Source organism: Jejuia spongiicola (assembly GCF_023502325.1).
Lineage (GTDB): Bacteria > Bacteroidota > Bacteroidia > Flavobacteriales > Flavobacteriaceae > Wocania_A > Wocania_A spongiicola.
The window spans coordinates 1-13,835 of the sequence record NZ_JAMFLZ010000002.1; the positions used below are offsets into that span (position 1 = coordinate 1).

Annotated in this window: 12 protein-coding genes and 1 tRNA gene; 4 read left to right on the forward strand and 9 right to left on the reverse strand. The window is 32.3% G+C overall.

The annotated features are described in order from the left end of the window. Positions 1-21: 21 nt before the first annotated feature. From M3P09_RS03845 to M3P09_RS03880, 8 genes are all read right to left on the reverse strand, one after another. Positions 22-603, reverse strand: a complete 582-nt coding sequence (locus M3P09_RS03845; protein ID WP_249972102.1) for a RidA family protein — start codon at positions 601-603, stop codon at positions 22-24. Between the two features lie 12 nt (positions 604-615). Continuing rightward, a complete protein-coding gene (locus M3P09_RS03850; RefSeq protein ID WP_099564526.1) occupies positions 616-1,830 on the reverse strand; it encodes an aminotransferase class V-fold PLP-dependent enzyme in 1,215 nt (404 codons plus the stop codon). Between the two features lie 18 nt (positions 1,831-1,848). After that, complete coding sequence (locus tag M3P09_RS03855) at positions 1,849-2,331, reverse strand: RidA family protein (protein WP_249972103.1); 483 nt, start codon at positions 2,329-2,331, stop codon at positions 1,849-1,851. 67 nt (positions 2,332-2,398) lie between these two features. Then, on the reverse strand, positions 2,399-3,325 hold the full coding sequence (locus M3P09_RS03860; protein ID WP_249972104.1) for an RraA family protein: 927 nt from the start codon (positions 3,323-3,325) through the stop codon (positions 2,399-2,401). Between the two features lie 17 nt (positions 3,326-3,342). After that, a complete protein-coding gene (locus M3P09_RS03865; RefSeq protein ID WP_249972105.1) occupies positions 3,343-4,443 on the reverse strand; it encodes a bile acid:sodium symporter family protein in 1,101 nt (366 codons plus the stop codon). A gap of 50 nt (positions 4,444-4,493) precedes the next feature. Further along, positions 4,494-5,744, reverse strand: a complete 1,251-nt coding sequence (locus M3P09_RS03870) for an amidohydrolase/deacetylase family metallohydrolase (RefSeq protein ID WP_099564522.1) — start codon at positions 5,742-5,744, stop codon at positions 4,494-4,496. A gap of 59 nt (positions 5,745-5,803) precedes the next feature. After that, a complete protein-coding gene (locus M3P09_RS03875) occupies positions 5,804-7,558 on the reverse strand; it encodes a PQQ-dependent sugar dehydrogenase (protein ID WP_199099671.1) in 1,755 nt (584 codons plus the stop codon). 351 nt (positions 7,559-7,909) lie between these two features. Further along, positions 7,910-9,361 (reverse strand): VCBS repeat-containing protein, encoded by a 1,452-nt coding sequence (locus M3P09_RS03880; RefSeq protein WP_249972106.1) that lies wholly within the window; start codon positions 9,359-9,361, stop codon positions 7,910-7,912. A gap of 653 nt (positions 9,362-10,014) precedes the next feature. On the opposite strand from M3P09_RS03880, the gene M3P09_RS03885 reads away from it, so the two are divergent. Both M3P09_RS03885 and M3P09_RS03890 read left to right on the forward strand, forming a co-directional pair. After that, complete coding sequence (locus M3P09_RS03885; protein ID WP_099564519.1) at positions 10,015-10,452, forward strand: hypothetical protein; 438 nt, start codon at positions 10,015-10,017, stop codon at positions 10,450-10,452. Further along, positions 10,446-11,186, forward strand: a complete 741-nt coding sequence (locus tag M3P09_RS03890) for a hypothetical protein (RefSeq protein ID WP_249972107.1) — start codon at positions 10,446-10,448, stop codon at positions 11,184-11,186. The genes M3P09_RS03885 and M3P09_RS03890 overlap by 7 nt, the downstream gene beginning before the upstream one ends. A 344-nt stretch (positions 11,187-11,530) precedes the next feature. On the opposite strand, the gene M3P09_RS03895 is transcribed toward M3P09_RS03890, so the two are convergent. After that, a tRNA-Phe gene (locus tag M3P09_RS03895) sits at positions 11,531-11,603 on the reverse strand. A 173-nt stretch (positions 11,604-11,776) separates the two neighbouring features. Here M3P09_RS03895 and M3P09_RS03900 point away from each other — a divergent pair. Both M3P09_RS03900 and bamG read left to right on the forward strand, forming a co-directional pair. Beyond that, complete coding sequence (locus M3P09_RS03900; RefSeq protein WP_249972108.1) at positions 11,777-12,508, forward strand: type III pantothenate kinase; 732 nt, start codon at positions 11,777-11,779, stop codon at positions 12,506-12,508. Next, positions 12,508-13,821, forward strand: a complete 1,314-nt coding sequence (gene bamG / locus M3P09_RS03905; protein ID WP_099564516.1) for a BamG family beta-barrel-assembly machinery protein — start codon at positions 12,508-12,510, stop codon at positions 13,819-13,821. Before M3P09_RS03900 ends, bamG begins: the two co-directional genes overlap by 1 nt. The last annotated feature ends 14 nt before the right edge of the window (positions 13,822-13,835 follow it).

A 13,835-nucleotide genomic window follows, 5' to 3' on the forward strand; every position in this document is an offset into this window, starting at 1 on the left:
GAAGAAGATTATATATGGTGTTTATTCAGATTCTATTTCAACAATCATTTCAATTTCTACTGCTATATTTCCAGGAAGAGAACCCATTCCTACAGCTGCACGAGCATGTTTTCCACGCTCACCAAAAACTTCAACCATTAAATCAGAATAGCCATTTATGACAGCTGGATGATCTGTAAATTCCGGAGAAGCATTTACCATACCTAAAACTTTTACAATTCTTTTTACTTTGTTTAGATTACCAAGTGTAGCTTTAAGTACCGATAATTGATTTATTGCAGTAACCCTTGCTGCCTCATAACCCTGTTCTATTGTTAAATCTGATCCTAACTTTCCCGTTATATTTTCTCCGTTTGCTTGTAACGGCCCTTTTCCAGCTAAGAATATAAGATTACCAGTTTTAACTGCATTTACATAGTTAGCAACAGGACTTGATGGCTCGCTTAAATTGATATTAAGCTTTTCTAAATTTGCCTCAGGATTGTAATCATCAGAAATAGTTTGACTCACTTTGACTTCTTCGTTTTGTTCTTTTTTTTGTTCTGAACAACCTATAGAAAAAAGGAATACAATAGTGATACAAAATGTTTTAATGTTTTTCATTTAGAATTATTATTAAAAATTAGACAATACTTCTTTTAATCGCTGTGCAACTAATCTTTCTTGACCAGGTTCCATCATCCAAGTAGTAATACCAATTTCTTTATCACTACCAACGGTTTCGATTGAAGGGTGACCATTCTTTAATTTGTTTCTAGCTTCTGATGGAGTCATTTTAATGATGTTTTGATTCCATTTCACTTTTAAAGAAGGCACATGGTTAGCATGTGGAGGAACGTGAATTTCAGTTTCTACACCATTTACGGATTTTGCACTGTCACTTATTAGCTTAATTTGATCTTCCCACATTTTCCATTCTTTGGCATGATCTCTTTGTAAATATAATTCTAAGGCAACCAACATGCCTAAAACTTCTTCTTTGTTAACTTTCATACCTCTCCCAATAGTAGTACCGCGTGGTGGCGTATGAAGTCTTGCTGCTTCTATATACTTTCTTTTACCTAAAAGTAATCCAGCACTTTGTGGTCCTCTGATGCCTTTTCCACCTGAAAAACAAACTAAATCAAATCCCATTTTAGTAAACTTAAATAGATTTTCTACAGGTGGTACATCTGCAGCACAATCAATGAATGTAGGAATACCATGTTTTTTCCCTAAAGCAACAAACTCTTCGTGTTTTATTGGTCCGCTTTCAGTGTTAGCATTTAAAAACCAAAGCATAGCTGTTTTACTATTTATGGCTTTTTCTAGCTCTTTTGTGTTTTTTACATTTATTATTTTGGCTCCCGCATTAAGTAATGCATGGGTGTAACCTATATTATGAGATTCTTGAACTATAACTTCATGTTTTAAACCAGTTACATCTGGAAGTTGTGCAACTTTTTCGTTATCCATACCTGCCATTATTCCTGCAACACCAATAGTCATTGCTCCAAAAGCTCCTGAGGATACTGTTGCATATTCGCAACCTAATAATTCGGCTATTCTTTCTCCTACTTTGTCATGCAATTCATCCAGATTAACATATTCAGTTGCTCCATAACTAATAGCTTCTGTGACTTCTTTGTGCATTAATGATCCCGTCATAGAAGTATAAGTGCCTGCGGCATTAATAAACGTTCTAAGTCCTAATTCTTTAAAAAAATTGCGAGCTCCGGGTTCTAAAACTGTTTTACTAATTGACTGCCCATGTAACCATTCTGTGCCTAATAGACTACCTGCTAAAGGTAGCATAGAAAGCGTTTTTAATAAACTTCTTCGTGTTGCCATAATTTACTTTATTAATTGTTAATCAACTGCTGCAATACAATCCATTTCTACCAATGATTTTCCAGGTACACCGCCATATGTTGCAACCGTAGTTCTAACTGGAGGATTTTTACCAAAACGCCCTCTGAACACTTCATTCATTCCTTTATAATCTTCTAAGTCATGTAGATATACATTCACTTTTAATACTTGCTCCATAGAAGAACCATTTTTCTCTAATCCTTTTTGAAGTTCTTTTAGAACGTGGTCGGTATGTGCTTTTATGTCTCCTTCAAAATGAGCTCCTTTACCTGCAATGTATAATGTGTTTCCATGTCTTACTGCTCCTGAGAATAAAGGGATGTCTTGATCATTTTCTGGTTTGTCTAGAACTTGCTTTTTTGGATTTGATTCTTTTGCCAATGCATTATTTGACATGCCTAAGCCTAAAGCCCCAATTACAGCCATTCCCATTTTTTTTAAGGAAGACCTTCTACTTGTTTTGTTTTCTATGTTTTTCATTTGTTATAAATATTTAGTGAGTTATTCTGTTGCGCAAAATTTGAAATGATTTTGAAACTTACTAAAGCTACCACATTCTCTTTTTTAGTAGTTCTTTTATTTGTTCTTTAGGTACGGGTAATTCATCTATATGATCATTAAGCCATTTTGAAAAATCTTTTTCAATGTCATCAGTCCACTTGTTATCAATTTGTCCTGGACTATATACACCTTCTTTAAGTCTAGTGATTCCGAATAAATCACGTAATCTAACAACTTCTGAAGTAATCACTATTTTTTCAGCTAAATGGGCTGGAATAAAAATAACACCTTCTCTTTTTGCTAAAACAATATCTCCTGGAAGCACTGTTACTGCTCCCATTCTTATGGGTGTATTTAAACTTAATAACATCACTTCAGTAAGGAATGATGGGTGCCAGTCTCTAACAAATGCGTTAAAGCCTTCAATTTTTGAAAGCCCTTCCATATCACGACTTGAGGCATTAAATACAACTCCTGTTTTAGATTTAGCGTATATAGCGTTTCCTAAATTGTCACCAATTAATGTTCCGTCTACAATTTTTCCAAAACAATCAGCAACATAAACATCGCCAGTAACTAACATATCTATTGGCCAGGAGTTAGTGTTTCCAACACGTCCGTCACGTTTCCCTTTCTTTTTAATTTGCTCTGCTACATCAGGCCTATTTGGCATGTATTGTGCTGTAAGTGCTCGACCAACAATTGGAATGTCCTCGTGCAAAGGTTTCCAATCACCTTCAAATTGATTATGATAACCTTCATTTCTCAATACGCCCCAAGCCTCTTCAATAGCAACGCTTTTCATTCTTTCTAGAATATCATCGGAAACTTTTGGACGTCCATCAGGGAAACGTTCTCCTTCCCATAAGGGTGTAAGAAATATGGTTTGTTCTCGTGTGATAGTTTGAGAGAATGATATATTTATCATTAGTAAACATATTCCGAGTAAGGTTGTTAGTTTTATTCTTTTCATATTATTTTGTTTAAATATTATTGATCTTCATCTGAAGTTATTTCTTTGTCTGAACTTTTATCTCTCCACCAGGTAGCCAATGATGAACCGGATATATTCATCCAAGGACCGAAAACTGCTGGTGCTAATCCTATTGTTGAAACTTTACCCATTTCTAGAGCAATTCCAGATGCAAGCCCTCCATTTTGCATTCCTACTTCTAGTGCTATTGTTCTACAATCTTGCTCACTCATTTTTAATGCACGACTACCCCAATATCCTAAGAAATAGCCTGCTATATTGTGAATGATGGCTGCCAATACTAGTAATAATCCTATTGTAAGCAAACTATCTCTTCCAGCTGCAGTAATTATTGTTATAATAAAAGCTATTCCAGCCATTGAAATTATTGGCATTGCTTTGTCTAACCATTTTACTTTACCGTGAAAGAAGTGGTTGAAAATTAACCCTATTATTATCGGTAGTATTACAATTTTTAATATACTAAGCATCATTGACCAGAAATCTATTGGTACAAATTGTCCGGCAAACACTTTCATTAATAGTGGTGTCATTAATGGGGCTAAAACTGTTGATACAGCTGTAAGTGTTACTGATAATGCAAGGTTTGCTTTTGCTAGATATGCCATAACGTTTGATGCTAATCCACTAGGCGAAGACCCTACTAATACAACACCAGCGGCAATTTCAGGAGCAAAGCCAAAAAGAGTTGCAATGCCAAAGCCTAAAACGGGCATTATAGTGAATTGACAAGCGAGTCCTACTAATACTCCTTTTGGCATTTTTACAACGCCTGCAAAGTCTTTCATACTCATTGCAGTTCCCATTCCAAACATAATGATTTGAAGCAATGGAACGATGAGTTTTTTTAGATTAAAACTCCCGACACTTGTAAAATATGTAGGGTAGTACATCGATACAGTTACAGTAGCAAAGATTAATATGGTAAATGAAAAGCCTTTAAATTTTTTGGTGCCTCTTACAGATAGCGCTAGAAGAAGAAAAAATAGCATAAGTGGTATGCCTGCATTGGACCCTTTTCCTACAGCTATCATTACGATAGTAATGGATAAACAAATAAGCGCACTGATTAATAAAAATTTGAAAATTAATTTCATCTACATTTTAGTTTTAAGTATTCTGTTTTTTTTAACTAAGCTTTTTGAGACTAATCATTCCATAAGGTACTGGAATGACCATTTAGATCCCAAACGACTTTGCCTTCTCTTAGTGTTAACTCACAGGTCAACTTTTGAGTTCCGTTAATTTTAAACCCTTTAGTGTCTACAAACCCAAAATCACCCTTTGATAGTTTAAGTAAAGTAATATCGGCTACAGCCCCTTCAGATAAATGCCCTAAATCGGTTCTTTTGATATATTTTGCTGGACTCCAGGTAACACTTTTTATAACCTCTTCCAAAGGCATATTCATATTTAAAAATTTAGACATGATATTAGTGAGATCTTTCATACCTGCATTCATGCTTCCAGTATGCAAATCTGTACTCATAGAATTTGGCCAAAAACCTTGTTCTGTAGCTGGAACTGCCTGAGAGAACACAAAACTTCCTCCTCCATGACCAACATCGAAGACAATGCCTTTATTTTGAGCAATAAAGACATAAGGTCTAACTTTTCCTTTTTTATCAACTAAGGCGGTTCTACCTTTTACATTGGCATAACAATGGGTGAAAATGTCACCTGGTCTTAATTTTTCTAATAGTAACGTTTTCATACTTAATTCTGGGTCGCTACCTCCAAAATCTATCATAACAGGAATGTCTCCTATAGTTCCTGCTTTAATAGCAAGATTTGTAGGTTCCCAATTTGGGCCTGAATAATGTGCAAGTTTAACACCAACGATGATACCCGGATATTGCTTGGCTTTTTTTGCTGTAGCTTCAGGATCCATGTCTAATATATTTTGTTCAACAGATCCACCTTTCATTCCTGAGCCAATAATATTTAGAAATGATAATACTCTGGTTTTGGATTGATCTATGGTTTGTTCTTTAAAAGTTTCAAAATTTTTCCATCCGGCACCACCAACATCAACAATAGTAGTAACGCCGCTTCTGAATGTAAAACCATCTGGAGGTAAACTGCTAAAACTATTACTCAAATAAGCTTTTCTTATGGTGCCGAAAAAATTGTGACCATGTATATCTATAAGGCCAGGAGTTACAAGAAGACCATTAGCATTTATAGTTTTTTTAGAACTAGTGCTAGAAATGTTAGGGGCTACTTTAGCAATTTTACCATCGGTAATAGCAATATCCATGATACCATTTATATTGTTTTTGGCGTCAATTACATGTCCTCCTTTTATTAAAACATCAAAATCCTGAGCTAAAGCTAGCGAACTAATGAGAAGGAGAAAGTAGGTGTTTACTAGAAAATATTTGTTTAATTTGATCATACTTAATTGATTTATATTAATTAGTGGTGGCAGATTTTTTACAATTTATAGCTGTATCATTAGTCATGACTGTGCTCTTGCTCAAGTTTGTTTCTCACTGCACTAACTTCATTTACTTCTATAGTTGACGCATTATTACCTAAATTTGTTCTAATAAATGTTAAAATACCTGCAACTTCTTCGTCTTTTAAAAAACTGTGTTGTGGCATTAAGCCGCTAAAAGACTCACCCTTAACCTCAATATTTCCTTTTAATCCTCTAAGAATAACTTTAATCAACCTTGCTTTATCTCCTGTAACCCATTCTGTATCAACTAAGGTTGGAAATCTTCCTCCTGCTCCATGACCATCATCTTGATGACAAGCAGCACAATATTTAAGATATAGTTCATGTCCTCTTGAAACAATCTTTTTTCCAAACAATAAATTATCTTTTTCTTCATCGGGAGTTCTAATGTTAGTAGCTGATTTTCGTTCTTCCATAGCAGCAAGCTGTTTTTTTTCAAAGCTTGCTTTATCTCCTTTATACATAACTCGCCAAACTTTTCCTTGGTTAGAGTCGCTAATATATATGGAGCCATCTGGACCAGTTGAAATACCCATAGGCCTGTTGACTGCTCGATATACACTAACTATGGGATCCATTTGGGCAAAACCATCTGCAAATATTTCCCATTCCCCGGTGGCTTTTCCATCTTTAAAAGGAACAAATCCAACAAAATAACCTGATTGGGGATATGGCGCTCTGTTGGTAGAGCCATGAAAGGCAATAAAAGCACCATTTTTATAACGTTCAGGAAGTTGGTCTCCGGTATAAAACATTAAATCATTAGGGGCCCAATGCCCTGGAAAACCAATCACTGGATCATCACAAGATTCACATCTTCCTACAATTTTTCCATCTCCTCCATACTCTGGAGCTAATACTTTTTTATTTTGTAACTGATCATAATAACAATATGGCCAACCAAAATCAGAACCTTCAGTAACCCTTATAAATTCTTCAGAAGGTAATAAAGCACTTTCCCATGGCGTATATCTTTCAGGAAAAAGGCGATATAGGTCATCTCTTCCGTGGACTACTGCATATAACGTTTCATCAATTGGATTCCAGTCTAAACCTACAACACTTCTAATTCCTGTGGCAAATTTAAAACCGTCTTTTTGAGTTTGCCCAGTTTTATTGGCGTCAAAGCGCCAAATGCCTCCATGATCTTCTAGTTGCGGGCAAGGGTCTATACCGGGAGATCCAGGCGTTCTTCCTTCAACTTGACAAGCATTTGAGGGACCTCCAAAAGCTACATACATATAGCCTTTATTATCAAAAGCAATGGGTTTAGCTATATGTTGGTGTTGTTTATGTGCATGGTCATCAACCATTACTATTTCTGGTTCTCTAGGTATAATATCTCCTTTTTTGTCTAATTTGTATCGATATACCACCAACTCAGAACTATAATACAAATATCCGTTATATATTTTCATTGCAGTGGAATAACCACCTCTAGAACCAGAGCTTCGCTTTTTTAGGTTACCATATCTTTCTATAATGTCTGCTTTTCCGTTTTGAGTTGTATCCTTTAATATTGCAATTGCTTCTCCATTCTTTGAGTATCTTAAATTTACAAAGACGGTCCCAAACTTATTAACGGTAAGATGTCTTGCTTTTCCTTCAATACTATCTACAACCACTATAGCTTCAAAATCATCAGGAATAAATAACCCTCCATTCTCAGGATCTCCTTGAGGCAGAGTTTTAGTTGGACTTTTAGCACATTGGGTGAAGCTACATGCTGCTAGTAGTACAAGTAGCATGATTTTTAATCGAAAATTCATAAATAATATTTAATAGCCGTATTACAAGTAGGAGAAATACAAATGGTTGGTTTATATGTAACACTTTTTGGGACTATTAATATATTCAGTAAAAACCTCTGATAGAATTCAATTTGGAATCTTTTTAAAGATACTAAAAATTAAATGTATCATTAAATTTTTTCTACGAATGCAAAGTATTTGGTTACGCTAGTGGTGTTTAAGCCTACGAACTACATATTATATTTGTGTAGATAAAACTTTTATATCCTTATTAGAGTATAATGTGATATGTAAAGGTGTTAGGTTACCCTATTGTAATCAGATTTAAACCTTTTAAAACGAAGAGTGTTATTCTTGATTGTTAGTAAGTACTAATAATTGAGGGAACTCTGAAACGCCTTTAGAGACCTGTTTGAAGTATTCTCCAAATGTATGAAAATATGATCCCAAAAAAATATCAATATCACCATCGCCATCATAGTCTGCAACATCCATAGTTAGCCATTTCCCTGATGCTGCTTCAGGTGTAGAAAATGTTTTAAAAGTCATATCACCATTATTTGATAAATATATAAAAGACTGCTCTGGTTTGTCATCATCATAATAAAAAGCAGAAGCTGCGATATCTAAAAAACCATCGTTATCAAAATCTCGTGCCATGGCTTTACTTGCACCATAGAGTGGATAGAAGAATGCTTTCTCAAAATTATCATGCCCATCATTTAAATATACTCTAACACCGTGGTAATTTTTTCTTATTACTGAATAGTCCCAATTATCACCATTAGAAAGAAGAATATCTTTATAGCCATCATTATTAAAATCTGCTAATTCAAAATAACTAACTCCATAAACTGGAGGAAATTTTAGTACTATTTTTTCTTCGAATTTATTATTTCCTCTGTTGTAAAAAATCGAAATTTGCTCATTTGCTTGCGCCATTAAAGCCATAATATCTGGTTTGCCATCATTATTAAAGTCAAAAACTTCGGTTTTTCTTGCCCCAGGAGCGTTTTTTATAACATATCTTTTATTGGGATCGAAATTATCATACCATAAAAGTTTGCCACGATTATGTCCGAAACCACAGATAATTACATCTTCTTTTTCATCTGCATTTAAATCAGCCGTACTAAAATTTACTGGTCTTGGAAGATTTTGTATTTTAATTCTTGGGCTATTATCTGTGCTAAACATTGAACTTAATTCACCCAAATTTTGGTCTGAAGGACTAAATTTGCCTATAGTAAGTATTCTAGGAGCTTTGTTTGTTGGGAAATCTATATCAACGGCAGGGCTTGGCCCTTTTAAGGTCCTTTTAAGTTTCATTTTTTTATCGAGTATATAAATCAAATTACTAGCATCTCCAACGTAAAGCTGAGAGGTTAGTTCATCAAATTTTAGAAGAGAGGTTCTTGGAAAGCCTTTATTGTTAACAAAAATTTTATCAGCTTTAAACTGAGGTAATTTATTTATTATTGGAGTTTCTAATTCTTTATCAATAGGATGGATAGGAGCTTCTCTTTCATAATATTCTATAATTTTACTCCACTGACTTTTTGTTAAAATAGGCTCTTCTGGATATATGTTTAATGATTTTACAATGTTTATGTCTTCTTTTGGGGTGCCTGCAAAAGCATCTACGCCAGGGATTTTTATCCCCATTCGAAGCCCCATATTTGGGAGTACATTATTAACCCAAGTACTTTTATCTAGTAGTTTAGGTTCAGGAAATTCGTGGCATACTTTACAATAAATATTGGCCAGTTGTTTCCCAGTTAGTACAGTGTCTAAATGCATTTGTTTGTTAATAGAAACATACGATTTAGTTTTTTTGTTTGTATTGCGGAGTACTATGCTTATTAGTATTACTGTAGAAATAAAAAAGACGATATGAGAAGTTTTTATAAATGTCACTTAATTAAAATTGTTTTTAGATTGAACGATAATTATAAAAATAAAGCTAATCAAAATAAGTGACTTTTAGATACTGAACATAAAATAATAAAGGTAATTTTTAATTTTAATGAGTTGTTAATGGTTACACTGACGCTTTGTTACAAGTCAAGAAATAATTCTACAATATATAATCAACTGTATTTCATTCATTCGGTCAAACTAATTTATATCCATTTTCTCTTTTTCAATGGAAAAGCATTGACTTTATTGGGTTGAAAGCTGTTTTTCCGTTAAAACAGGCTTAAGCCCCATTTATATTACATATGTGCACACTTATTACATTATCATTTTGTTAATGAAGCCTTTTTTGTTCATTTAACCCATCAATAACTTTTGATATTAATATTTAATAGGTTGAAAAGCGCTGTGATAAGCAAGTAATGGTTAACAAAAAGAGATGTCTTTGCTGAAACAAATATTAGAAAGCTTATTAAAACAAAGTATAGTAAAAGAAAATATTTAAAAACTTAACATAATAGATAAAAATTAATTGCATGGAACTTATGGGAATAGAAATACTAAATTATACAGACATGTTTATTATTAAAAGATATGCTCTTGGATTTAGTATAGATCAAATTATAAATGAATTATCCATAAAAAATAATTCAAGTTTTTTTGAAAGGAAAAGAGAAATAAAAAGAAAGTTAGGTATAATAAACGATTTAAATATTATAGATAAAGCTTATAATATTGGACTATTTGTTGTAGATAATTATTTTTTAAAAAATACAAATCATATAGCTTTTGGAATTGCTTACAATTTATACCTAGACAGAGAATATAATCATATTTCTGAAAATAATCTTAACGATTTGTATTCAGAAACACTTAAGATTCTTGAAGGAATCATCGAAAAGAATGAAATGAAAAATAAATTTTTGACAAAAGAAAACCAAATCAAATCAAATATGTTATTATCGGCATGTTAAATAAATACGAATTATATTTTTTAAAGCTTTTTGCTCATAACTTTAGCCATAGCTACATATCAAATTTTTTAGGTTTAGAAAAAGAAAAGGTTTTAATTATAGAAAAAAGGGTTAGAAGAAAATTAAAAACTAAATATTGTTCTGACACTATTATAAAAGCCTTCAATTTAGAGATTTTGAGTAAGTATGATTACGTAGATGAGGCTATTAAAGAAATATCATCAAATTATGCGCTTATTATTATAGAAGAATACTCAAAGGCTTCTCAAATAGACTTAATTACACTTCAAAATATTCTAAAGACTTTCATAAAGAAATGTGGCTTACAATTGGCAGCTAATAATAGAAAACTGGGTTTATATAAAAAAAGTTTTGATCGTTCTGAAATTAATTTCTTAAAAATGAGGTATAAAAATTACAATTTAGAAGAAATATCTAACAAGTTAAAGTTACCTCAAGAATCAATTTTGGAGATGGAAATGTGTATTCCAAAAGCATTGCATTCCAATTCTTGGTACAATGCATATAGAAAAGCTAATGAAATAAAATTATTGAAAAAAACAGATTTTAATAACACATTTTTTAAAATCAATCTTATAAAATCTAGAAACGAAATTTTAAAGTTAATTACAAATAGAGCACTAAACGACAAAAAAGTGAAAGTTGAAATGATTTACTCAATTTTAATATCATTTTATAATACTCTTGAGTATTATAATCTTCATGAAAACTAGTCAAAGTTCTTCAAATCTAATTATAGAAAACATTAATGCTACTCCAGATTTAGTGTATAAAAAACCTTCAGTCATCTAATAAATTAAAACCAATGGTTTTGAATTTGAAGTAATAGACGATAGTGTAAATACCAAATAATCAGAATTAAACAAATCCCAATTTGCATTTTTATAGCCTTTATGGGGGGTAGTCAACTCTTGTAGGGAGTGTTTTAGTATATGGAAAGTAGTAGATTTAGACTTACTATGATTAGACCAGACACAAAGTTGAGAGAATTGTTGCTGCATTCAAAAACAAAAAACTCACAACTTTCTAATAATTAGATTGTTATGAGTTTTTAAAGTGGTACCTCCAGGAATCGAACCAGGGACACAAGGATTTTCAGTCCTTTGCTCTACCAACTGAGCTAAGGTACCTCGCCAAAGCGGTTGCAAATATATATTCATTTTTGTTATTCGCCAAAATAAAAATACAAAAAATTATAGTTTATCGGCATTTATTTAATGTGCTTTTATTTAAATACTAATATTATAAAATAATTAAGAATTTTATTGTTGTCGGTTTTGTAAATTTAGCGTTTTAAAGAGATATGAATTTAATTATAGATGTTGGAAATACTTACGTTAAACTTGCTGTTTTTAAGGCAGATAGGTTGAAAAAAAAGGATGTTATTAAACTAGAGAACCTTATAGTATATATTGACTCGTTAAAAAAAGAATATAAATCTATTACAAAAGTAATTATAGCTTCGGTTGGAAAATTAAAAAACAAAGATATTAGCTATATAGCTAAACATTATAAAAGTTTAATTCTTTTGAATTCTGACACTAAATTACCCTTTAAGAATTTATATAGTACACCAAAAACATTAGGGATAGATAGAATAGCTTTGGTTAGTGCTTCGGTTAATCAGTTCCCCAAAAAAAATGTTTTAATTATTGATGCAGGAACATGTATTACTTATGATTTTATTACAGATAGTAATGACTATTTAGGAGGAGCCATATCTCCAGGAATTCGTATGCGTTATAAATCATTAAGTAATTTAACGGCTAATTTGCCGTTATTAGAAACAGAAATCCCAAATTCTATAATTGGAAACTCAACGAATGATTCGATACACTCTGGGGTAGTAAATGGCATTTTAAAAGAAATTGATGGGGTAATTAAAGAATATGAAGAAAAATATTCAGATTTAACAGTTATTTTAACAGGTGGCGATGCTAATTTCTTGTCAAAACAATTAAAAAGTAGCATATTTGCCAACTCTAATTTTCTATTAGAGGGACTAAACTATATTTTACAATTTAATTCAAACTAATGATAAAAAAACTTGTAATAGTTTTTATTGCTTTTATTGCAATTCAGAGTTACGCACAACAAGGAACTGCTTCACCTTATTCATTTTATGGTATAGGTAGCCTTAAATTTAAGGGAACAGTTGAGAATAGAAGTATGGGTGGATTAAGTATTTATACAGATAGTATTCATGCTAATTTACGTAACCCAGCATCTTATGCAGGAGAAAATTTGACTTATTTTAATAACGAAACCAGACCAGTTAAATTTACTGTTGGAGGTAGTTATTCAAGCATAGATTTAAAAAGCAATAACAGTAGTGATAAAGCTTCGGCAACTACATTTGATTATTTAGCCTTATCTGTTCCTATGGGTAAATTTGGTTTAGGCTTCGGTTTAATGCCTTATACATCTGTTGGTTATAAATTAGAGTCTCTTAATGGAGCTGGAGATCCAGTAAACAGATTTAGAGGTGAAGGCGGTGTTAATAAAGCCTATTTAGGACTTGGTTATATGTTAGCGAAAGGATTAAGTATTGGAGTTGATGCTCATTATAACTTTGGAAATATTCAAAATGCCACTATTGAATTTCTTTATGATGATGAAGGAGTACTTGCTCAATATCAAGCTCGTGAAGCAAATAGGTCAGATTTAAGCGGGTTAAATTTTAATATTGGATTATCATATAAAAAGATGCTAAGTGAAAAATTAGAATTTGTTTCTGGTGTTACATTCACGCCAGAAAGTAGCTTAACATCAAAAAACGAGCGTTCTTTTTCTACAATTACAATTAACCCTTCAACAGGACAAGAATTTGTAATAAACACTATTGAATTAGATTTGGAAGCTAGTGGTTTAAAAGAAACAGATTTAATTTTACCATCTAAATTCTCATTTGGAGCTGGTATAGGTGAGCCGAGAAAATGGTTTGTTGGTGCAGAATATACATCGCAAAAAACAAGCAATTTTTCTAATGCTTTATATAGTAGTAGCGCAACAAAGTTTGAAGATGCATCAACCATCTCTTTTGGAGGTTTTTTTATTCCTAACTATAATACGCTTAATGGGTATTTTAAACGTGTAGTATATAGAGCTGGTATTCGCTCAGAAAAAACAGGGTTAAATATAAATAACGAATCAATAAAAGAGTTTGGCATATCTTTTGGAGTAGGATTACCAGTTGGAGACGTTAGAATGTTTTCTAATGCCAATTTAGGTTTCGAAATAGGTAAGCGCGGAACTAAAAATAGCAACTTAATTCAAGAGAATTTTGTTAATTTCCAATTAAGCTTATCTTTGAACGACAGATGGTTCAATAAAAGGAAGTACGACTAACAACATAAAATTAT